A 22,642-nucleotide genomic window follows, 5' to 3' on the forward strand; every position below is an offset into this window, starting at 1 on the left:
CAGACTTTTGTTGCGTTATTGAGGGGTAGTCAGGGGGGCGTGAAATCCCTCCGGAGATCCAGGGTCCACGGGTATTCCGCGCAGCATTCCGCACGCTTGAGTTTCATGTGGCCCGGGGTATGCCCGATCGGGCTGAATCGGGCCTCGCGGCGGGACTCCGCTTCGTAGGCATTGATCGGGTGGGTTTCGTAATTGCGGCCGCCGGGGTGGGCCGGCCAATAGGTGCAGCCGCCCAGAGAGCGCTCGTTCCACGTGTCCAGCAGGTCGAAAACCAGGGGCGCATGGGTGGGCACGTTGGGATGCATGCCATTAGGCAGGGACCAGGCCTTGAAGCGGATGCCGGCAACAAACTCGCCGGCCGTGCCGGTGGGATGGAGCGGTACCTCCACGCCATTGCAGGCGACCTTGTGGCGGCTGTCGATCAGCCCGCGCACGCGAAGCTGGACACGTTCAAGCGAGTTGTCGACAAATCGGGTGGTACCCCCGGCGCCGGGTTGCTCGCCGAGCACATGCCAGGGTTCGAGCGCACCACGCAACTCGAGATGGACCCCCGCTTTGGCCACTTCACCATAGAGTGGGAATCGAAACTCGAATTGGGGCGAGAACCACTCGTCTTCGAAGTGAATCTCCTGGCGACGCAGGTTCAGCAGCACGTCTTTAAAATCCTCCCAGACAAAATAGGGAAGCACATTGCGATCATGTAGCGCGGTGTTCCAGCGAACCAGCGGAAAATCATAGGGCCGCTCCCAGAACGTCGCAACAAGACTGCGGATCAGTAACTGCTGCAGCAGATTCATCTGGGGATGGGGTGGCATCTCGAAGGCGCGCAACTCCAGCAGTCCAAGGCGCCCCCGGGAAGAGTCCGGGGAGAAGAGTTTGTCGATACAGAATTCGGTCCGGTGGGTATTTCCGGTAACGTCCACCAGGATATTGCGGAAGGCCCGGTCCACCAGCCAGGGGGGTGGGTTCTCCACGCCGCGGAGATGCTCAAAGGCGACTTCAAGCTCGGAGACCAGATCGTTCCGGGCCTCGTCGATGCGGGGGGCCTGGCAGGTCGGCCCGATGAAGTTGCCGCTGAAGAGGTAGGAAAGACTCGGGTGATTGTTCCAGAAATTCAGCATACTCTGGAGTACATCGGGGCGACGCAGAAAGGGACTTTCCGCCGGCGTGGACCCGCCCAGTACGATGTGGCATCCGCCTCCGGTGCCCATGGCCCGTCCATCGATGCCGTATTTCTCCGCACTGAGACGGCACTGGCGGGCCTCCTCGTAGAGCGTGGTGGTGAACTCCTTCAACTGCCCCCAATTCTTCGCCGGGTGGATGTTGACTTCGACCACACCAGGGTCGGGTTGGACGCTGAAATGGGAGAGGCGCGGATCGAAGGGCGGGGAGTAGCCTTCGATGATGACCGGCATTTCGAGTGCGGCGGCGGTCTCTTCCACCGCGCGGACGAGGGCAAAGTAGGCCTCCGCCGTTTCCACCGGCGGCATGAAGATGTGAAGCCGTCCCTTGCGCGGTTCGACGCAAAGGGCCGTGCGGATGACGGGCGCCCATTGCTCGGAACCCTCCAGAAGAATGTTCTGCTCCATCCGCGCGTGGGCGCGTCCGGGTGGGCCTTCGACCCGGAAGGGTGCGATGGCGTTTCGCGGGGGCGCCCCCATCGGATCGCGCTCGAAAACCTGGTGTCGCGCGAGCTCGGGCTCGTAGGGCAGGGCATCCAGCGGCAAACGGAACCCCATGGGAGAGTCGCCCGGCAGCAGGTAGAGACGCTCCGAGCGAAGGTGCCAGGTGCCGCTTTTCCAGGCCAGGTTGCCGTCGCGTGGTTCCACGCGAATCGGGAGCACCAGGCCGGTTACGCTGTCCAGGCCCTGTTCATAGATCTGGGCGAGACGATTCCGCTCTACCGGATCATCGAGTTTGCTGTCAAAGGGATCGGTGTTGACCGGCAGGCGCCGCTCTTTCCAGAGGTAGTAAAAGGCGTCTTCGTAGCCCGGAATCAGGTATGAGGGATCCACGCCGAGCACGCGCGTCAGGTGCTCGCCAAAAAGCTCCGCGTGATCCGCGGTAATTCCATAGTCCCGAAGGGGGTTGGCCAGCCAACGCGGAGCGCGCCAGAGCGGCGTGCCGTCGTCGAGCCAGTAAGAGTCCATGGACCACCGGGGCAGGGGTTCGCCAGGGTACCATTTCCCCTGGCCCAGATGCTGGAGGGGGTCCTGGGCAAAGCGCTTACACAGCCGCTCAAAAAGCTGGAAAGCCAGGTTGTACTTGCCCTCGCCCAGCGCCTCGCCATGCCACATGGGGCTCTCGCGATCTTCCGCCGCGACGAAGGTGGGCTCGCCGCCCATGGTCAGGCCAACGCCGAGCCGCTCCAGTTTCTGATCGACGGTCTGGCCCAGGGTGTCGATGTGGATCCACTGATCGGGTGAAAAGGGCTTGGTCACACGGGGAGACTCGTAGACCCGACGGACCGACATGTCGAAGGTAAACGTCGTCTCGGCGATGCCCGTGCTACCGGTGATGGGGGCGGCGGAAACCGGGTCCGGGGTGGAGGCCAGGGGCAGATGCCCCTCGCCCGCAAGCAACCCCGAGGTAGGATCGAGACCCACCCAGCCGGCGCCGGGGAGGTAAACTTCAGCCCAGGCATGGAGATCGGTGAAATCCTGGGTCGCACCCGCCGGACCCTCCAGCGGTTTTTCGTCCGGCACCAACTGAATGAGGTAGCCACTCACGAAGCGTGCCGCCAGACCGAGGTTGCGAAGGATCTGAACCATGAGCCACGCGGAATCGCGACAGGATCCGCTGCGTTTCTTCAGGGTCTCCTCGCAGGTCTGAACCCCCGGCTCCATGCGAATCCGATACTCGATATCCTGGCTCAGGCGATGGTTCACCGCGACAATGTAGTCGATGATCTGCTGCTTTTCCCGGGGGACGCTTGCCAGATACTTGCACATGAGGGTGCCCGGAGGCTGGATGAGCAGGTAGGGGGCCAGATCTTTGGCCGTTGCCTCGTCATAAGAAAACGGATAGGTGTTGGCATAGTCGTCGAGGAAGAAATCGAAAGGATTGACTACCGCGAGTTCGGCCACGAGGTCCACGTCTACAATGAGGGAATCGGCCGGCTCGGGAAAGACCAGACGAGCAAGATAGTTGCCATGGGGATCCTGCTGCCAGTTCAGGAAATGTTCGCGGGGCTGGACCTTCAGGGTATAGCTGCTGACGGCGGTCCGGCAGTGTGGCGCGGGCCGTAATCTTACAATATGGGGGGACAATCTTACCAAACGGTCGTATTCGTAGCTTGTTCGGTGATGCAACGCGACGCGAACGCCCATACAATCAGCTCTCTTCCTGTGCCCGATTCACGGGGTAAATCGGAGTACAACGTTTAAAAATAGGGGCAAAAACGTTGATAATCAGTGCGAAACCGCTCCGGCGTGCGGACCCGGCCCATAATCGGGCCCGACTTCCCGGAAGTAGCGGGCACATTGACTTCGACGGTATAGAGCAAGTACTGTGCCAGTGCAATTTGATGGCACAAACCTTGCTCCGTAGACGGGTTAGAGCTTTGTGTGCAACGGGTACTGGGAAAGAGCATGTTTCAAGAGCAAGGAAGCCGTTGGGCGAAGTCGCCAAGTGGGACGTTGAACAGCCTCATACAGGAATACAGCACGGTCGCCGGATCCAACGACGAACTGCTGGATCCGCTCGGCAAGATCCGTCCGCACTGGCAATGGATCACGGAAGTCCTGGGCGAGTTGCCCTCCTCGGCCCTCTCGGAACGTCGCCGACAGGCGGAAGACATGGTCCGCCAGCACGGTATTACGTACAACGTGTACAGCGACGCCAAGGGCATGGATCGACCGTGGGCCCTGGATGTGCTCCCCGTGGTGTTGCCGGTGGAGGAGTGGGCTCATATAGAACGGGGCGTGCGCCAGCGCCTGCACCTGCTCAACCAGATCCTGGCCGATGTTTACGGCCCCGGAAACCTCGTCCGCGACGGTGTGCTGCCCAGAGAATTTGTCTACGCGAACCCCCAGTTTCACCGGGCCTGCCATGGCATCCCACCGGCGCGCCATGGCCACATCGCACGCTATGCCGTGGACCTGGTCCGAGATGCCTCCGGCCAATGGAAGGTCTACAGTGATCGGACCCAGGCCCCTTCGGGCGCGGGCTACACGCTGGAAAATCGGGTCGTCATGGCCCAGACCTTTCCGAACCTCTTCTCCGAAGGAAAGGTGGAGCGGCTCGCCGCTTTCTACGAAGCATTTCACACCACCCTGCGGGAGATGGCGCCGGGCGGCGCCCCCAACCCGACCATCGTTCTGCACACGCCCGGCCCCCTGAATGAAGTGTACTTCGAACATGTTTATCTGGCGCGCTATCTGGGAATCAATCTGCTGGAAGGCGCGGACCTCACCGTGCGCGACAACCATGTATACCTGAAGACGATTCAGGGGCTGCGAAAGGTCGATGTGCTGCTCCGGCGCATCGACGACGCCTTCAGTGATCCTCTGGAGCTTCGCAAGGACTCGACCCTGGGCCTCGCTGGACTGCTTCAGGCGGTGCGCAGTGGTAATGTGGCGGTATGCAACGCCGTGGGCAGCGGCATGCTGGAAGTTCCCGCCCTCGCGGCCGTTCTGCCCGCCGTCGCCCGCCATCTCACCGGCGGCGATCTTTCCCTGCCCTCGGTGCCCGCACGCTGGGGCGCCTTCGCCGAGGATCGCGCGTGGATGGAGAACCATTTTGAGTCCCTCCGCCTTCTGCCGGCCTTTGCAACCGGCGCCATTCACGCCATCAAGCCCGGTGAGATGTCCGAACTGGAACGGGATCGGTGGCGGGCCAACTGGCGCGAACGCCCCCATGATTTTGTCTCCGTGGAGCCCGTGTCGCCGTCAACCGCGCCCGTGTTTACGGGGGAACACCTGGTGCCAAACAGTCTGGTGCTGCGTGTCTATGCCGTGGGCGGCGAAACGCGGGACAGCATTCGCGTATTGCCCGGGGGCCTCGCGCGCGTCAGCCCCAAAGACGACATCTTCGATATATCGATGCAGCAGGGTTGCGGAAGCAAGGATATCTGGGTGATGACGGAAGGGGAGACGCCCTTCCGGAGTCTCCTTCAGGATCGCGGTGTGCCCCTGGTGATCCGGCGCTCCCCGGGCAACTTGTCCAGCCGCCTGGCGGAGAATCTCCTCTGGCTGGGCCGCTATTGCGAGCGGGCCGAGGCTACGGTGCGTTTCCTGCGTTATCTGCTCAATCAGTGCACGGACGAAGCCGGCTACCGCAGTATCGGTGAGTTGCGCTCGCTGTTGCGCGCCGCGCCGAGGGGACTCTTCGGCAAGCAGGCCGACGAGCAGATGAGCGCCATGTGGACCCGGCAGGCGAGCGATGAAAAAGGCGCCTATGACTGGCTCGCCTCTCTGGATCGTGTGCAGACGGTGATATTGGATGCGGTGTTCAACGCGCAGCAGCCCAACACCGTGGTCAGCAATATCATGGCGATCCGCCGCACGGCGTGGGTCGTGCGGGAGCGCTTTTCCGAAGATGACTGGCGAATCCTGAACAGCTTTACACTGGAGTTCATGCAGTTGCAGGAGCGCCGTACGCGGCCGGGCCTGGGTGAGGCACTCTACGCGATGAACCAGCTCGTGAGGGGATTTGCGGCCTTCAGTGGACTGCTGAGTGAGAACATGACCCGGGAATCCGGTCAGGTCTTTCTGGATATGGGACGACGCCTCGAACGAAGCAGCCAGACCACCAACGTCGTGTTTCAGACTCTGGAACGGGCCACCGAACACGAGGAGGCCCTGCTCCAGTCGTTGCTGGCCATCTGTGACAGCCCCATGACCTACCGGGCCCGCTATGGCTCCGTGTTTCAGGCGGCGCCGGTCATCGATCTTCTCGTGTGCGACGATACGAATCCCCGTTCGGTCGCCTATCAATTGAACCAGCTCATCAAGCATGTGAAGCGCCTGCCCAAAGCCGGTGGCGCGGGCCTCTTTAACAGCGAAGAGCGCATCATCGAACGTATCAACACCGAAATCCGGGCGGCCGACGCCAATGATCTGGCCCAGGCCGACGAGGACGGCGTTCGGGAAGGACTCCATGCGCTGCTCTTGAGACTCCACGCGGAACTTCCGAAGTTTGCCGACCTGCTGGAGCAGCGCTATTTCATCCACACGGCTCCCGCGCGGCCACTGGAAGAACTGAGATGAGAATGGTGAATAGTGAATTCAGAATAGTGAATGAAGTATTTGAGGGAAAGCGAAGAATACTCCGCGCCTCTCACCGTTCCCAGTTCCAATGCGTGATTCTTAATTCTCTATTCATAATTCACAATTCTCAATTCCCCGAGGGCCAATGAAGTACCGAATCACCCATAGCACCAAATACAAGTACGAAGGCAAAGTGCCCATTGGTTACAACCGCGTCTACCTGACCCCCCGTACCTGTGCCGGGCAGGAGTGCCTTCGTTCCCAACTCGCAGTCGAGCCGGTGCCCGCCGTTTTCGGCCAGCGGAGCCGGGATTTCTATGGCAACGAAGTCATATTCTTCACAGTGCAGGAACAGCACGACGTGCTCGAAATCACAGCCCGCAGTGAAGTGCGCCTGAACCCGGTGCTTACGGTTGACCCGGCCTCCACAGCTCCCTGGGAGGAGGCCCTGCGCCTGGTTCGCGAGAGCAGGGACCCCGATACCCACGATGCGCTCCAATTCACCTATCCCGCGGAGACCGTGGCGGTATCAACCGCGCTTCGGGACTACGCGCGCGAGTCTTTCTCACCCGGTACGCCCCTGCTGAAAGCGGCCGCCCACCTCATGACCCGGATCTTCAAAGAGTTCGCCTACGACCCGAACGCCACCACCGTCACCACGCCCGTGGAGGAGATTCTGGAAAAGCGTCGCGGCGTCTGCCAGGATTTCGCCCACCTCCAGATCGGATGCCTCCGCGCGCTCGGCCTGCCCGCGCGCTACGTGAGCGGCTATGTGGCCCCGAAGCATGCCGACTCCGGCCACGCCTACGTCGGCGCACAGGCATCCCACGCGTGGCTTTCCCTCTACACCCCCGGCGCGGGTTGGGTCGATCTCGATCCCACCAACAACTGCCTGCCGTCCGTCGAACACATCACGGTGGCCTGGGGCCGGAACTACGATGAAGTCAGTCCCGTCCGCGGCGTGATCCTCGGCGGCGGCACCCAGCACCTGGCCGTGGAAGTGGATGTGGCCAGAATCGCGGAATAATACGGCGGTCGCCCTCCGGAAGAAAACTTTCCAGCGTGCGTGGCGACTGTTCCGGTAGCATCCCCGTCCTGTCCGATATGGCTTATTGCGCAGGTCAGTGTACGTCGCCGATATTGGCGGCCAACTCCGATGGGTGAGGAGCAACAAGAGAAAGAATAGGAGTGGGGCGCGCTTTGCCGGTGTGGACCATGCCCACAATACCGTTCGAAAATCTTCCGCTGCTCGCCTTGACGTGCTATGCTTTTATTCCGGTACCACAAACCGCCGCCAGCGTGTCGGTGGAGAAAGGCAGGCTCCCCATGAACAATTTCATCAAATACGCCGGATGGATAGCACTTGTTCTGGTGCTGATCGTTGGCGGCTTTGCATACAATGTACGAATCAATGCGGAGAAGTCGCGCGCGAAACACGCGGAGCAGGAGCTGGAGAAGGTGCAGGCGCTACTCTCCAATTTGGAGGAAGAGGTGGCCCAACGGCAGGCGCACGAGAAGAACGAGGTCGCACCCGCCCCGATGCTCGCGTCTCCCGAGCCGCAGGTTGCTCCACCCGTGGAAGTTGACCCACCCGCACCGGAGTCCACGCCCCCGGCCCCGCCGACCCCTGACGCCGTCCCCAATGTGGATCTGGAAGATCGCGTCGCCACGGCCCAACTCAATATGATGGCGGAGATGACCTACCAGTCGCTCTTTGACGAACTCCAACTGACGCCCGAAGTGCGCGCCTCCTTGAAAGACGCCATAGCCGCGCACATGCTGGCCATGCAGCGCGAGACGGGCGCCGCGATGGGCGCAAAGAACGAGACGGCGAAGGCCTTCTACGCCCGAATCGAAGCGATGAAAGGCGCCATGCGCGACGAGCTGGCCCAGTTTCTCAGTCCGGAGGAGCTGACGGCGTGGGATGAGTATGAGCCGGTGGCCGATCAGATGCTCTACGAGCGGTTGGTGGACGGACAGATGAACATGCTGGCGCCGGGGCTCACGAATGAGAACCGCGTCCTGGCAAGTCAGGTGATGGCGGAGGAGTTGGTGCGGGAGTTCGACGCGTTGGGCCAAAGCGACGAGATCTACAGCATGGACAGTCACAATGGCGCCCAGGCGCGGGCGCTCAATGCGAGTCTGGAACGTCTTGCCGAAGAACTGGATGAGGCGCAGTTAAGTCAGGTCCAGGGATTTGTCAATCAGGCGATTGCCATGTTTGACGCGATGAAAGGGCGGTAGGGCGAGGGGCGCCGATCCATTGGGCAAGCGTTCGGCCTGCGCAAGTCGAGGTGCTGCCCCCCCTGGCCCCCGCAAGCGGGGGGAACCCTACCTGTTGGAGTAAACCTCTTGATCCCCCCGCTTGCGGGGGGGGGGAGGGGGGTAAGACTCCGACACGATTGTGATTCTTGGTGACGAACCAACATGTTCACAATTGAAGTAGTCTATCTTTAATCCCCAAAAATCCAATTGATCGTCAGCAACACCACCAGCAGAATCATCAGCCATTTGCCGATCAGCCAGGCGCGCAGGCCACCCTCCGCCGCCCGGATGCGCGCCACTTCTTCGCCCGCGTAGCGCGCCGTGCGCATCAGGATGTTTTTTGACGTCTCGCCGGCCTTCTCCACGACCTCCTTCACATCTTCGCGTTCGCTGAAGGCCTTGGCCTTTTCCGCCGCCTCCTGCCCGATGGTCGTGGCCTTTTCTTTCACCGCCTGGACATCTTTGCGGGCGCCGATGGCCTTCGCCTTGCGCGCCGCCACGATACCAATGGCTTTGGCGGTCGCTTTCAGTTCCTGGGCCTGCTCGCTTTCGCTGAACTCTTTGGCTTTCACATAGGCCTGCTTGCCCGCCGCGGTGATCTTCTCCTTGGCCGCCTTTACGTCTTCCCGTTCGGAAAACTCCATGAAGGCGTCGATTACGTCCTTGCCGACCTCCTTCAATTGCTCTTCCAGCGAGTCGTTCTTGCCGGGGATGTCTTCCATGGAGGCGCCGCAGTAGGGGCAATAGGGTTCATGGTCGCGGTAATGCAACTTGCAGGTGGGACACGCGGGATGGCGTTCGTCCGCAAAACTCTCCAGATCCTCCAGTGAAGAGCCACAGCGCGCCTCGTATTGTCCGGCCTCCTGATAATCCGGTTTCAGCGCCAGGGCCGATTCGAAGAAATAGCGTGCGGTGGCCTTGTCCTTCTCGAAGAACGTGCGGCCGAATAAGTACAGGGCCTCTGGATTTTTTGCGGCTTCGCCCTTGGCAAGCAGGGTTTTCAGATGCTCCCGTGCGCCCGCGAAGTCGCCAATCTCGACGCTCAGGCGGGCGGCTTTCAGAGTTTCATTTTCCATGGCTTCACCTCGCAGTTACTATCAGACTTCCAGCGTCTGGCCTTCACGGGGAATCACGACTTTCTTGACGCCCGCATCATGCAACGCGCCCTGGAGGGATTTCATTCCCTCGGGTTCGCCGTGGACCAGGAGCACCTGCTCCGCGCAATCTCTGAAACGCGAGCCAAACTCGATCAACTCCCGGCGTCCGGCGTGGGCGCTGAACTCATTCATGATACGCACGTGGGCGTTGAGATCATAATCGATGCCAAAGATGCGGATCCGGCGCGAGCGCTCCACGATCCGCCGGCCCAGGGTATTCTTTGCCTGAAATCCAATGATCATGATGGTGTTCTTCGGATTCGTGCAGTGGTTCTTGAGGTGGTGGAGAATGCGCCCGTGCTCACACATGCCCGCGGCGGAGATGATGATGGCCGGCCCTTCGAGCTTGTTAATCTCCATGGATTCCTCCACGGTCCGGATATAGCGTATCCGTTTCGTCATGAAGGGATCGCCGTTCTCGCTCATCGCGCGGCGGAATTCTTCATCAAAGGACTCCGTGTGGAGGCGGAAAACTTCCGTGATGTTCACGGTCAACGGGCTGTCCACGATCACCGGAATCTCGGGAATGAGTCCCTCGGCCTCCAGACGCTTCAGGGCGTAGACCATTTCCTGAGCGCGCTCCAGCGCAAAAGCCGGCACGATGACTTTGCCGCCCCGGTCCACGGTCTCATTGATATACTGGGCGAGTTTTACCTCCATGCGCTCCATGGAATCGTGGTCGCGATCGCCGTAGGTGCTTTCCATCATCACCACATCCGCAGGACCCGGCACCCAGGGATCTTCCAGAATCGCCATGTTTTTCCGGCCGATATCGCCGCTGAAGATGAACTTGCGCCGCTTTCCCTGCTCTTCATAGTCCAGCTCCACCATGGCCGAGCCGAGCACGTGGCCCGCATTGTGGTAGGTCAGAAACACGTTTGGCATGACGGGGAAGCGAACTTCATAGGGTATGGAAACGAAGCGCTTGATGACTTCCCGGGCGTCATCTTCGGTATAGAGCGGCGGAATGAAAGTCATGTGCTTCTTCGAAAGCCATTCCGCGTCCCGCTTCTGGATCCGGGCGCTGTCCTGCAGCATCACGGCGCAGAGGTCGCGCGTGGCGGGCGTGGCGTAGATCACGCCGCGATAGCCGAACTTGGCGAGCATGGGGAGGAGACCGCTGTGGTCGATATGGGCGTGACTCAGGATGACGGCGTTCAGCCGGTCCATGTCGAAGTTCACCCTCCGGTTTTTTTCTTCCGCCTCCTTGCGCTTCCCCTGGAACATGCCGCAATCGAGGAGGATACGGGCGCCGTTGATCTCCAGATAGTGCTTGCTTCCGGTTACCTCTTCCGCGCCGCCGTAGGATGTGATTCTCATATCGATGCCTCTCGCTGACTGATAATGGGACGGTCCTCCCGATAGGAAGCCACGCACCGCCGTACCAACGACTCGGGGTCTTCGTCGAAGAGTATTCGCGACCCCGTTTTTTTCTTGATAATCGGGAGAAAATCGTCCACGTGATCCGCCACGCCACCGGTGCCGGTGAGCACGCCGATGAGGCGACCTTCGTCGTAGGCGATGGCGAATTCGCCGAGGGTGCCCGAGCGCCCGCCCACGATGAGCACGATGTCGCAACTGCGGATGCCGGTGACTTCGCGCCCCATGAGACCGCTGCCGGTGTAGATGAGCACGTCGAGGTGATCGGTCGGCGAGCCATAGCGCCCCACGTGCTCGTCGAAGCTGATGGCGGGGGAGATGCCGATGGTGAGGCCGCCCGCGCGCTTGCAGCCGATAACGGCGTGGTGGGGAAGACCGGGGCAGCCCCCGGTGAGAATGGCGCACCCTTCTTCCGCGATAGCCTGTCCAATACGCTCGCACTTGGCGATAAGCTCGTCGGCCATTTCACCGCCGGCCGAACCCATGACCCCGATCTTTATCCGGGCAACGTCCATTGCGCCTCTTTTCGAATCAACACTTTCCCGACAACAGGGCCCGAGCATGTTCCAGGCTCACGCTGGACACGGAACCGTCCAGCAAGCGTGCAATTTCTTTTTCCCGCGACTCGGCTTCGATAGCGGTCACGTCGGTGCGCGTGCGCCCGTTTCCGCTCGCCTTGGCCACCGTGAAGTGCACATCGCCCACGGCCGCGATCTGGGCCAGGTGGGTCACGCACAGCACCTGATGGGACGAGGCGATGGACTGGAGCTTCTGGGCCACTTTGCGGGCCACGTCGCCGCCGACGCCCGCGTCCACTTCATCGAAGATGAGCGTGGGGATTGTGTCCGCACCCGCCAGGACCGTCTTGATGGCCAGCATGATGCGGGACATTTCGCCGCCCGAGGCCACCTGCTTCAGGGGCTTCATGGATTCGCCCTGGTTGGCCGCCAACTGGAAGGTGGCGCGGTCGAAACCGGAGAGACTGAGAGGGACGCTCTCGATGCGCGCTTCGAAGCGGGCCCCCTTCATCCCCAGTTCCTGCACCGAAGCCGTGACTTCCTTCTCCAGTTTTTTGCCGGCTTTCTGCCGCGCGGCGCTGAGTTTTCCGCCCGCCTCGGTGATGGTTGCCAGCAGGGCGGTCGATTCGCGCTTCAGGCTGAGCAGTTGCTCGTCGCGATTCTCATAACCGCTTAAATCCGCCCAGGCTTTCTCGCGATAGGCGAGCACATCGGCGATCGTGGCGCCATACTTCCGGCGCAGGGCTCCGATAAGGGTGCTGCGCCGGTTCAACTCGTTCAGTTCCTGGGGGTCGAACTCCATTTCGGCCGTGTAAACCCGCAATTCGGCCGCGATATTGTCCACCGCCGCCTGCACCTCGGCCAATTGACCGGCCAGGGGAGCAAAGCGCTCGTCAATCGCCGCCAGTTCATCCAGATCGCGCCCGACGGAAGCGAGGCGGTCGATCACGGCAATCTCGTCTTCTTCGTAAAGCAGGGCGTAGGCCCGTTGGGCGGTCTCGAAGATCGTTTCTGAATTGGTAATGAGGTTAATCCGGGCCTTCAGGGTTTCATCTTCCCCGGGCTCCAGGGCCGCCTCGTCGATCTCGTTCACTTCAAAGCGGAGAAACTCCATCTGGCGGGTACGGTCCCGATCATCGCTCTCCAGCGCCTCGATGCGACGCTCGATATCGCGGTAGGTCTCGACTTGCCCGCGAAGGGCCTGCGCAGCCGCCTCGGTACCGCCGAAAGCGTCGAGGAGGTCCAGTTGGCGATCCGCGCGGAGCAGGGACTGGTGATCGTGCTGGCCGTGAACGTCCACCAGCTCATCCCCGATGTCGGACAATACCGCAATGGGCACCATGGCCCCGTTGATATAGCCTTTGGTCCGTCCATCGCGGGAGATGGTTCGGGAGAGGTGGAGTTCGTCGCCTTCCAGCACAATCTCGTGCTCTTTGAGCAGGGCCTTAAGGCGCTTTTTCGGCGTGCGCAGCAGAAAGATGGCGTCGATCTGGGCTTTTTCCGAACCGGCGCGGAGCACATCGCCCGTGGACCGAGCGCCAAGCACCAGATTGAGCGCACCGATGAGAATCGACTTGCCTGCGCCGGTTTCGCCGGTCAGGACATTGAAGCCCCGTTGAAAGTCGATCTCGACGGTGTCAATCAGGGCGTAATTCTGTATGCGCAGGGTGGCTAGCATGGAATCGGCTCCGCCGGTGCAAAATCGCGCAGCCAGGCCAGAAATTCTTTGTTGCCCGCGGGCCCGGTGAGGGGCGAGGGGATCACGTCGATGGATTGAAAGCCCAGTCCCCGGGCCACGGCGCATACATCGTCCACAGTCTGCTGGCGCACATCCTCATCGCGCACCACGCCGCCCTTGCCGATCTGGCCCTTGCCCGCTTCAAACTGGGGCTTGATCAGCACGATGCCTTCGGGCGCTTCGCCCAGCACCGGCATGAGGGGCGGCAGCACGATCTTCAGCGAGATGAAGGAGCAATCCGCAACAAAGCGGGTGGGGGCCTCGTCGAGCATGTCCCGCGTGAGATTGCGCACGTTGCAGCGCTCCATCACCACCACGCGGGGATCTTGGCGGAGGTCCCAGGCGAGTTGGCCATAGCCCACATCGACCGCATAGACCTTGGTCGCGCCCTGCTGGAGGCAGCAATCGGTGAAGCCGCCCGTGGACGCGCCCACGTCGATACAGACATGCCCCGCCACGACAAAGGGGAAGTTTTCGAAGGCGGCGGCCAGCTTGTCGCCGCCCCGGCTCACGAATCGGGCCTGTTCGCGAATTTCGAGGGCGAATTCGCTGTCCACCCGAAGACCGGGCTTGTCCAGCTTGTTGCCGGAGGCGTCGAAGACCTGCCCGGTCTGAATCAGTCCCTGCGCCTTGGAGCGGGATACCCCCGCCTGCTGTTGCACCAGAATGTCGAGTCGCTCTTTGACCATATATCCGCTTACGTAGACCGTCGATACCACAATAGGTTGTAGTGGGATTATACGCGATCCGGCGGCGGAGTAAACACTTTTGAGGACCCTGAGCGTGGGACCGCAGGTCTTAGTCGATGAAAGAGCAAGACTGGGTGCCACCCGTACACGCAGGAGCCCCAGCGACTAAGTTTACGGGTGTATCGCTGAGACGAAATACCTTGCGAATTTCCTGCGACCTCAACGCACAGTCGTTGTAAGCATATTAAGATCTCTCAATTGCATCGGGTCAGCTCACCCGCAAGCTACCGACCGCCTCAGGCGGCCCGCGTGCGGGTGGCACCCCGGGTTGAGTTTTTTACTACCGCGCGGGCGGGGCCGCCGTGAGCACCCGGGCGCCCGCCTCCTCGCTGATGACCAGGATCGCGAATTGCTTCACCTGGGCAATGTCCAGCGTGCTGGAGGAGGCATAGTCGAAGCGGCCCCGGAGGTCGGTGTAGCCATCGCGGTAGAAGACGGTCTCGCCGCTTTGCATCTGGGCGAATACCTTGACGTATACCTTCGGCAAGGGCTTGCCGTCGGCTTTGCCGGTGACCTGTACCTGGCCGTAGCGCTCGATCAACTGAGCGACCAGGCTGCTGGCGTAGCGAATGCCGGAACGGTTGATGCCGCCCGCTTCCGCTTTCACAATGACATGGCGCGCGGCGAACTCGGCGGGGAGGGACACTGCAGTCTGGCTTTGGGCGGTGTCGAAGGTGACCGTGAGCGTCGCCACGGGTTTCACACCTGCGACCACGTTGGTGTCGGCGAGGGCGAAGGGACTCCGGGTGAAGAGCATTTCCAGATCGATGGGGTAGAAGCTGAGCACACATGACTTCAGGTTGCCGTAGCGAATGAGGAGCGAGTCCTCCTTCACCTCCAGATCGAGCTGGGGCTCTTGCGCGGCGAGGGCGTCCTGTCCGGGTTGCTTATCCGTCGCGGGCGTATTGGCCCCGACGATTTCGCTGGCCTGTGCCACGATGGCGGCGAAGCGCTCGCGCCAGGCGTCCACGGGATAATCCTTGTACTGCGCGGCGATGGTGGCCGCCGACGACGGATCTTCACGGTAGAAGGCGAGGTAGGCCTGAAGGTAGTCATACTGGATGCGCGTGGGCAGCGCCTCCGGCTGCACCTGCTCGAAGTAGGCCATGGCCTCGCCGACGCGATCCTGCAGGAGCAGGTAATAGGTCAGGGCGAGCAGATCCTCCTGACGCGGCGCGGTGCGATGAGCCAGCACGTTCAGCAGGGCGTTGTACTGCTGCTCCAGTTGGGCGTTGGTGATCATCCACTTGCCCTCCAGGTGGTGGGCCCGGGGATTGATGAGCGGCACGAATTCCATGTGCTGGTAGGTCTTTCGCTCCACGGGCACGATGGTCAGCAGGGCGCTCTCGAAGCTGGGGCCTGTCTGGGCTATGAAGTCTTCCCGGTACTGGAGGAAGGTTTTTAGTCCATCTGCGTCGTTGTGGTGGACCGCATAGGCCCAGCAATCCGGCTGATACATCGCCCGGCCCTTCAGCAGCGTCAACACCTGCTGGTAGAAGGCCTGATCCTTCATCCGCCAGAGCACGAGCCCAAGATCGAGGCGGTTGAGGTTGGACTGCTTCAGGTACGCGATGACCTCGTCCGCCGTGCCCTGCTGGGAGACGTAGGCCCACGAGGTGGTATCGGTCGTCGTGGGCACCTCCACGACCGCCATGGAAGCCGGTTCCGCGTGCGCGAGCAACTGGCCGTTCTGGCTTACGTGAACGGGGAAGTGGGTGAAGGTCCCGGCCTGCGGGAAGTAAAAGAAATACTCCAGTCGCGCCGTGCTGTAGGCGTCGAGGCCGAGACGCTCGCTCTTCGTATAGCGACCGCTGCCCACGGGCAACGCGCCTGCGGGGATCTGGTGGAGCACTTCGATTTGGAGGGGCGTGGAGGCCGGGTTGGTCGCCGTGACCTGACAGCCGTAAACGACACCCGTGAGGAATTCACCGGTCACGAACTTGTCGAATTGCTGGTTGCCCTCAAAGCGGAAGCGATCATCCTGGCGGAAGAAATTCTGACTCACCAGTACGGGCGTATCCGCGACGGAAGGCGCGGCGTCAATATCTTTGTAGAAGGCGATGGCCGCGCCGCCCGCTTTCACGGTGAAGAAACCGTCCGTGCTGCTCTGTTCGTGCTTCGGCGATTCAAAAGGCAGATCGAGCACCGCCAGAGCCAGCATGGCTTCGGTGAAGTTCGAAGCGGCTTCTGCGAGGTTACCGGACACGAAGGGCCTCGCCGGATCCGCCTCGGCATAATCGCGCCAGAAGGCATTCACGGGAATCAGCCCAGAGGTTGCCTGGCCGATGGGCAGCTTGTAGTAATCGTTTTCGAGCAGGGCCTTGGTTTTTTCGGGCGCGCGGTAAAGGGCCCGGTAGTTATCGAACAGAATTCCTACAGGCATTTCCTCTTTGGCCAGATTGGCGGCCCCACCAGTTGCGAAGTTGAATTGTCGGTTACCTTTCGAATCGACCAATTCCGGTAACGCTTGCGGCCTGTCTACTCCAGACGAACGGTTTCCGTCGGCATCCGATTCAACTCCTCGCCGTTTTGCTTTTTCTTCCATTTTCTTCTCGGGTCTGGCTTCGCCCGCATTAAAAAAGTCTGTGCCGTTCCCATTGGCTTCAATGCCGACTCTGGGATCAAAGCCGCCATTGCCGGGACGCCCGAGGGGATCGCCGCCGACATCACTGACCCCAAGGGAAACACCGGCCACGAAGGGCACTTCCTTGCCGACCGTAATACTTTCGTCGGCATATAAGTGCGAAGTATTGTACGTGCTGACCAGGTCATGCACCGCGAACCCTGCCCTGGATCCCAGCGCGCCGCCATAGAGCGCGGTCATGAAGAGGGTGTTGAAATACTCCGGGTTAGGCGGTCGCATGTCCAGGGCATCGCGCACGAAAGGCGAGACCACGGCCTGGGCCTCGGGGAATCGCCGGGCCAGCAGGATTTTCTCCACGAGGTTAAGCTGCCCGAGTTTCCAAGGCTCCAGGTAACCCTTCAGGTCTTCCTCCAGCAGCCACTGATCGATAAAGGTCTTCTGGTACTTGTTCGCGAGATAAGGGCGAACAACCGCATCGAAGAAGGCCCGGTCCTTGTGGTAGAGGAACAGGTTCAGCTCGTGGGATTCGTAGGTGGAGAACTTGGTTCGCTTCTCCGCATCGCTCAGGCTAGGCCAGCGCGACAGAAAGCTGAACTCCGCCAGTTTGGCGTCTCCATTGAGCGTCATGAACAAAGCCATCACCGACGGGACGGAATCGTAGACCTGCACGTTGGCCTCGCCGGTGAGACTCACCTTCAATTCGGTGCCCGTCTCCAGCACCTGAATGCGCTTCTGCTCCACGAGTGACTTCGCGGGATCCAGGGCCTTCGCCAGGCGCTGATCGCGGGGTGTCCAGGCCTGCGCGGGCAGCGTGGCGTACGATGACACCGTGGCGAAGGGATCCGTGGCGACGATCTGGACAAAGCCCCGGCCCTGGAGTGCTTCGGCGGGGACCGCCACCAGGCCATTGGCGTCGGGCTTAAGGTTGTAGATCGCCGAGGATTCGCCATCGAGGAAATCGAAACTGGGGGAGAAAGGGATCACAGGCATGGATTCACCGATCTCCGCCGTCCGCGCCGGGCTTGGCTGCTCGGAAGGCTTCGGGGGCGAAATCGCGACGGGCGCTTCCCCGGAACTCGCGGCGTCCTGCGCCGCCTGCGTTTCTTCGAAGCTCCACGGATTCAGCAACAGCGACGGACGCTCCAGCATGTTTCCCGGAAACTTCTCGGCGAAGCGGCGCTCCAGCACATAGCGGAATTCATCGCCGATTTGACGGCCCGAGGTGTAGAGCGCATAACCCTGGTTCAGGTTCCACGCCATGGCATAGGGCGGTCTGGTCACGTTAAACTGTTGATAGGCGTAGCGGTCCGGTAGAAAGCGGGTAGAGACCACGTGGACGCGCGTGAATTCGTTGGCCCCGCCCACTAGCACCTCCAGGCCGCCGCTATCGGTCTTGACTTGCTGAATCTGGAGCACGGCAGGTGCGGGCGTCTCCAGAATGCGATGGGCCGAAGCCACATAACCACCGGTGGCCTCGCCATCGGTAACGCACACCGTGATCCGCCTCCCGGAGGCCTTCATGTGCAGTAGGTAGTCGCCCGCCGAAAGGCCCGACAGGGTGAGGTAGCCATCTTCCAGGGCGAGGGCGTCACTCCGATCCGCCGTGTAAACACCTTGGCGCATTTCGAGGAGAGACCCAGCGTCCGTGGCCTTGTCCGGCGCATCACCCGACAAGGGCACATACAGGACCTCGCGTGTGCTGCCCTGGAGCACGGGGGGATAAGTGACGCCCGGCTTTGTCAGATTCCACGCCTGAGGCATGAAGCCGGGAGACGAAGCACTGACCTGATAGATGTCTTTCAGGTCCCCCAATGAAATTTTTCCTTCACTATCGGTCTGGAGATCCACCGTCACGGGATCGGTGAAGTGGAGGTGATTCAAGGTAAAATTGACCAGGCGATCGGCGATGGCCATTCCGTTCTTGTCGCGCATTTCCAGGCCGTAGCCCCCGTCCGACTTCGTGAGGAAGAGGGCGGCGGTCTGCGGTGTGGCGTGGATGCCGTTCACCGCAATGACCTGTTCCGCGCTCAGCGGCAGGGGCTCGCCGCCGGTCAGTTTCTCCAGGGTGCCATTCAGGGCGAAGGTCACTTGTGCCAGATTCTCCGGCACGCGAAATTCGTGGATGGACAGCTCATTGTTTTGCAGGGCAAAGTCGCTGATCTGCTGGCTGCTCTCGATGCCGTCGTGGGTGCGGGAGCGAATCGAGAGCACGGGGTTTTTCAAGCGCGAGAGGGGTATGGGGGTGCCGTTGAGATAGAGGAGGGGGCGCACTGCAACTTTGGCCGACGTGCCTGCGCGCAGGGATTCCTGATCCACGTGGAAGCCCGCAGCGAGGTTATAGTTCTCGCCTGCATGCTGAAAATTCGCCAGGGTCGTGAAGTCACCCGCGCATAACAGTAAGGATTGCTCGCCGGGTGTCGTGGAGAAAGGGAGAGTGAGCTCGCCGTCCTTGTCTGCCGTGTACATGCGTTCGGAAAACCAGATGGACGCGTCCGGCACTTTCGTTCCGGTTTCGTCGAAGACTGTAAAGACTTGTCCGCCGCTGCTGGTGCGGCTGAGGTATTGCAGGTCGCCTTTCGCCACCACCGCGCGGCTGCTGGTGCCGTTGCCCACGAACTCGATCACCCAGACGCCTCGTCCGGTCAGCTCGGGAAAGGAGAATTCCCGCCGCACGCGGGTGAGGGGGGGCTCGGTGTAGGTGTAGACCTGCTCTTCATTCGCCACAAGCCCGTCGAGGTCGATGGCGGTGTTGATGGGTTGTTTGAATTGCTGGTAGTAATTTCGCGTGTCGATCTCAAAGACCTTTACCAGCAGACGATCCACGTTCTTTACCCATAGGTCCAGGGTGACAGGCTCGTCAATGCCGAAGCGCCCCCGATTTTCCGGCACAAAGGCCACCTCGACGCGATTTTTCAACTCGTCCACATCGGCGGGATTGAGCCATGTGTACCAGCGCTCCAGATCGCCCTTGCCCTGGGTGAGCTTCGCGGCGGCGAAGTGACGACGCAGGTAATCCTCACGTATGTACGGCTTGAAGGTGTCGTAGTCTGTGTCGGTCTCAAAGAAGGCGCGCAGGTAGAAGCCGATCAGGTCCTCGTCCGATTCCACGGCAGGTAGACCCGTGGCGCCGTCAAAGTTAAGCGAGAAATCGACCCGGTATACGGCGTTGTCGGGCAGTGTAAGATACTCGGGGTTCGTGTAGTCTGCCCGGCGGGGCAATTTAATGTACTGAAAAAATCGATCGCGGTTGTAAATGCCCTGACTCATGTCAAAAACAAGTCGGTGATAGAGCACATGGGCCTTCAGCGAGTTGTGGGCGGGCGCAAGACGTTGCACGAAGTCCCACAGGCGCTCCAGGTAGGCCTCCATGGCTGCTGGGTCCCGCTGCCAGTTGGCGTCGTCATTGCCGGGCGACAGGCGGCGCAGGTAGGCCTCGATGAACTGGGTATTGTCCAGCAGTTCTGGCTTGAGGGCGACCAGGGCGTCGAGTTGCTCCCGGGTCAGGAGCTTGTGAATGCCGAGCTCGCCGAAATTACCACTATTCGGCGCATTGAGGTCCTTAGCGATAAGTTCGGGCAGGCGTGGATAATCCGGCAGGCTGAGCTTGGCCAAGAGGTTGCGGAGGCGCGCGGGGGAGAGGTCCGTGGCGAGGAGCCAGTCATAGGCCCCGGCACGAAATCCCTCCACCGTCTCCTGATAGTTCGCGTTGTTCAGCGTCCGCTCCAGGAAGCCCTCCCGGCTGACGAGCGCGGGGTCCAGGGCCGTGGGCAGGCCGGGAGCCTCGCCGGGCACCTGGCGCTGGTGGTCAAAAGAAAAGCCGAAGATGGATTTCAGGTACTCCAGCGTCTCCTCGGGCTTGGCGGGATAGCGCAGCAGCGCCTGGCGATTTCGGATCTCTCGGACCTGCTCCGTCTCGCCATAGCGCGCGGCCCAGGCCTCCAGCAGTTTCGGGACCTCTTCCAGCTTGCCCGTCTCCTGAAGGTGGAGGCAACTGAAGTAGTAGTAGTCCTCCGTACCGGGGACGAGCTCTTTCAGCACTTCCGCGCGGTCCTTCGCAAGGGCAAAACGCTCCAGGAACTGAAGATCGGCCCCCTTCGCGACACCCGCCACGCCCAATGCCAACAGCACGACCCACCCGATTCGCAGTTTCATGGCAACGCTCCCTGTGATTGAGGTAATGACTATTCTATGCCCGACCGACGGCAAAGGGTTTCCACATCAAGGTAACGCCCCGCCGGGAAAGATGTTCACGATCAGCGATCCATTAGACACCATCCGGGAACCCGAGTTCGCGAAATTCTCAACGACGGAAATTTGAATCCCTGCCCGCGATAAATGCAGTCCCAGGAAGGAAACGCACTCTTCTGGAGTTTCGTTGACGCAGGCGCTGTTTGACAACAACGCGCCAGTTGGGCAGAATCCTTTTCACGTGAAACGGCTCTGCTTGGATTTTCACGCTGGAAATGAGAGAGACTATGGGACATATGGATTTACCCCGCCTGCGCATCGCGGACGATGCGTTGTTTCTGCGCAACATCACCATGCGCCTTCCTTTTCGCTATGGCAAGGCGGTGCTGGTGGCGGCGCCCTTGCTGCACTTGCGACTGGTCATGGAGGGGGCCGATGGGAAAAGCGTTATCGGCGTCGCGGCGGACATGCTGCCGCCGAAGTGGTTCGACAAGGACCCGGCCAAGAAGTTCGAAGACAACATCAACGACTTGATCGCCGCCGTGCGGATCGCGGGCAAGGTCTATCGCGATGCGGCGTCTGCTGCCGCTTCTCCCTTTGACGTGTGGGCCGGCGCGCACCCGGTGGTGTTGCGCCAGGGCCACGAAGCCGGACTCAACGGACTCACCTCGCAGTTTGGCTCGTCGCTTTACGAGCGCGCGGTGATCGATGCCTTCGGCAAGGGCGCGAGGGCGAGCTTTCACGCCATGCTGCGCAATAATCTTCTGGGTATTCGTCCGGATGCCATTGCCCTCGGTCTGGAAGGGTTTGAACCCGGGACCTTCATCGCCCCCGCGTCGCCCTCGACAGTTCACATCCGCCACACGGTGGGTCTGGGCGATGCCCTGCGGGACAGCGAGCTACCCGAGGCCGAGCGGCGCGTGCAGGGCCTTCCGGTCACGGTCGAGTCGTGGATCCGCGAAGGCGGCGTGCACTATTTCAAGATTAAGGCCAGCGGCAATGTGGACATCGACGGTCCGCGGCTGGCGGCGATTCACGCCCTCTTGCGCGAGTGCGCACCGGCGGATTATGCGGTGACCCTTGATGGCAACGAGCAGTTTGCTTCCATCGCCGCGCTGAAATCGTGGTGGGAGACGCTGTCGCAGGATGCCGGTCTCGCCAATTTCTGGCCCCGCGTGCTGTATTTCGAGCAGCCGGTCGATCGGGCTCGCGCGCTGGAAGTGACCCGGGAAGAAGTGGCCGAGCTGGGTTCGGCCTTTCCGCCCTTACTCATCGACGAGTCCGACGATGCCGTGGACACCTTTCAGCGGGCCGTCGACTGCGGCTATCGCGGCGTGAGCGCGAAGAACTGCAAGGGGGTGTTTAAGTCGATTCTCAATGCCGCGCTGGCGGCGCGGCTCAGCCAGGGGCGGCCCGGCGCTTTTTTCCTGTCGGCGGAGGACCTGTGCAACCAGCCCGTGGTGCCGCTGCAGCAGGATCTGTGCGTGGCCAGCGCGCTGGGCGTCACCCATGCCGAGCGCAACGGCCATCACTATGCGGGACTGCTGGATCATCTGTCGCCGACGGAACGCGCCCTGGCGCTGTCGGCCAACAGCACCCTTTACGAGCCCTTCGGTGACAGCGGACGTCTGCGCATTCGAAACGGCGCGGTGGATGTCAGCAGCCTCCAAGGGGCGGGACTGGGCCTGGCAGGTGACGTTGATTTCGAAAGCATGACGCCAGTTGAGGATTGGAAGTTTGAATCGTTGGGAATTGAAGAGTGATACCAGCATCGATTGTCTCTGAAGTCCTTTCGGTCCTTTATGTCCTTAGCTCGGCGAAGTAATCCGTAGTTTTGCCCAAAGTCCATCAACA

Annotated in this window: 11 protein-coding genes; 4 read left to right on the forward strand and 7 right to left on the reverse strand. The window is 61.2% G+C overall.

Features of this window, described 5'->3' with window-relative positions:
• Positions 1–29: 29 nt before the first annotated feature.
• Positions 30–3,329: a transglutaminase family protein gene (locus JNK74_19660; protein ID MBL7648402.1), complete on the reverse strand. Its 3,300-nt coding sequence runs from the start codon at positions 3,327–3,329 to the stop codon at positions 30–32.
• A 261-nt stretch (positions 3,330–3,590) separates the two neighbouring features.
• Here JNK74_19660 and JNK74_19665 point away from each other — a divergent pair, with 261 nt between their 5' ends.
• The 3 genes from JNK74_19665 (at position 3,591) to JNK74_19675 (ending at position 8,453) form a co-directional block, all read left to right on the forward strand.
• The gene (locus JNK74_19665) at positions 3,591–6,209 is read left to right on the forward strand and encodes a circularly permuted type 2 ATP-grasp protein (GenBank protein ID MBL7648403.1); all 2,619 of its coding nucleotides are present in this window, start codon (positions 3,591–3,593) and stop codon (positions 6,207–6,209) included.
• A 280-nt stretch (positions 6,210–6,489) separates the two neighbouring features.
• Positions 6,490–7,236: a transglutaminase family protein gene (locus JNK74_19670; GenBank protein ID MBL7648404.1), complete on the forward strand. Its 747-nt coding sequence runs from the start codon at positions 6,490–6,492 to the stop codon at positions 7,234–7,236.
• A gap of 188 nt (positions 7,237–7,424) precedes the next feature.
• Positions 7,425–8,453, forward strand: a complete 1,029-nt coding sequence (locus JNK74_19675) for a hypothetical protein (protein ID MBL7648405.1) — start codon at positions 7,425–7,427, stop codon at positions 8,451–8,453.
• Positions 8,454–8,662: 209 nt separating this feature from the next.
• Here JNK74_19675 and JNK74_19680 read toward each other — a convergent pair whose 3' ends face one another.
• The 6 genes from JNK74_19680 to JNK74_19705 all read right to left on the reverse strand — a co-directional run bounded on the left by JNK74_19680 (position 8,663) and on the right by JNK74_19705 (position 20,752).
• A complete protein-coding gene (locus tag JNK74_19680) occupies positions 8,663–9,550 on the reverse strand; it encodes a hypothetical protein (GenBank protein MBL7648406.1) in 888 nt (295 codons plus the stop codon).
• Positions 9,551–9,571: 21 nt separating this feature from the next.
• A complete protein-coding gene (locus tag JNK74_19685; GenBank protein MBL7648407.1) occupies positions 9,572–10,951 on the reverse strand; it encodes an MBL fold metallo-hydrolase in 1,380 nt (459 codons plus the stop codon).
• Positions 10,948–11,526, reverse strand: a complete 579-nt coding sequence (locus tag JNK74_19690) for a hypothetical protein (protein MBL7648408.1) — start codon at positions 11,524–11,526, stop codon at positions 10,948–10,950. Before JNK74_19690 ends, JNK74_19685 begins: the two co-directional genes overlap by 4 nt.
• Before the next feature lie 16 nt (positions 11,527–11,542).
• The gene (gene recN / locus JNK74_19695; protein MBL7648409.1) at positions 11,543–13,207 is read right to left on the reverse strand and encodes a DNA repair protein RecN; all 1,665 of its coding nucleotides are present in this window, start codon (positions 13,205–13,207) and stop codon (positions 11,543–11,545) included.
• The gene (locus tag JNK74_19700) at positions 13,201–13,956 is read right to left on the reverse strand and encodes a TlyA family RNA methyltransferase (GenBank protein ID MBL7648410.1); all 756 of its coding nucleotides are present in this window, start codon (positions 13,954–13,956) and stop codon (positions 13,201–13,203) included. Before JNK74_19700 ends, recN begins: the two co-directional genes overlap by 7 nt.
• A 340-nt stretch (positions 13,957–14,296) precedes the next feature.
• Positions 14,297–20,752 (reverse strand): hypothetical protein, encoded by a 6,456-nt coding sequence (locus JNK74_19705; GenBank protein MBL7648411.1) that lies wholly within the window; start codon positions 20,750–20,752, stop codon positions 14,297–14,299.
• Positions 20,753–21,075: 323 nt separating this feature from the next.
• Here JNK74_19705 and JNK74_19710 point away from each other — a divergent pair, with 323 nt between their 5' ends.
• Positions 21,076–22,551, forward strand: a complete 1,476-nt coding sequence (locus JNK74_19710) for a hypothetical protein (GenBank protein MBL7648412.1) — start codon at positions 21,076–21,078, stop codon at positions 22,549–22,551.
• The last annotated feature ends 91 nt before the right edge of the window (positions 22,552–22,642 follow it).

It is taken from the genome of Candidatus Hydrogenedentota bacterium, assembly GCA_016791475.1.
Taxonomy (GTDB): Bacteria; Hydrogenedentota; Hydrogenedentia; order Hydrogenedentales; family JAEUWI01; genus JAEUWI01.

What these genes read in the sequence shown, in the direction of transcription:
- JNK74_19660 (MBL7648402.1), bottom strand. Translation starts at nt 3,329, where the DNA reads ATGGGCGTTCGCGTCGCGTTGCATCACCGAACAAGCTACGAATACGAC.
- JNK74_19675 (MBL7648405.1), top strand. Translation starts at nt 7,425, where the DNA reads ATGCCCACAATACCGTTCGAAAATCTTCCGCTGCTCGCCTTGACGTGC.
- JNK74_19690 (MBL7648408.1), bottom strand. Translation starts at nt 11,526, where the DNA reads ATGGACGTTGCCCGGATAAAGATCGGGGTCATGGGTTCGGCCGGCGGT.
- recN (MBL7648409.1), bottom strand. Translation starts at nt 13,207, where the DNA reads ATGCTAGCCACCCTGCGCATACAGAATTACGCCCTGATTGACACCGTC.
- JNK74_19700 (MBL7648410.1), bottom strand. Translation starts at nt 13,956, where the DNA reads ATGGTCAAAGAGCGACTCGACATTCTGGTGCAACAGCAGGCGGGGGTA.
- JNK74_19705 (MBL7648411.1), bottom strand. Translation starts at nt 20,752, where the DNA reads ATGAAACTGCGAATCGGGTGGGTCGTGCTGTTGGCATTGGGCGTGGCG.
- JNK74_19665 (MBL7648403.1), top strand. Translation starts at nt 3,591, where the DNA reads ATGTTTCAAGAGCAAGGAAGCCGTTGGGCGAAGTCGCCAAGTGGGACG.
- JNK74_19710 (MBL7648412.1), top strand. Translation starts at nt 21,076, where the DNA reads ATGGGACATATGGATTTACCCCGCCTGCGCATCGCGGACGATGCGTTG.
- JNK74_19685 (MBL7648407.1), bottom strand. Translation starts at nt 10,951, where the DNA reads ATGAGAATCACATCCTACGGCGGCGCGGAAGAGGTAACCGGAAGCAAG.
- JNK74_19680 (MBL7648406.1), bottom strand. Translation starts at nt 9,550, where the DNA reads ATGGAAAATGAAACTCTGAAAGCCGCCCGCCTGAGCGTCGAGATTGGC.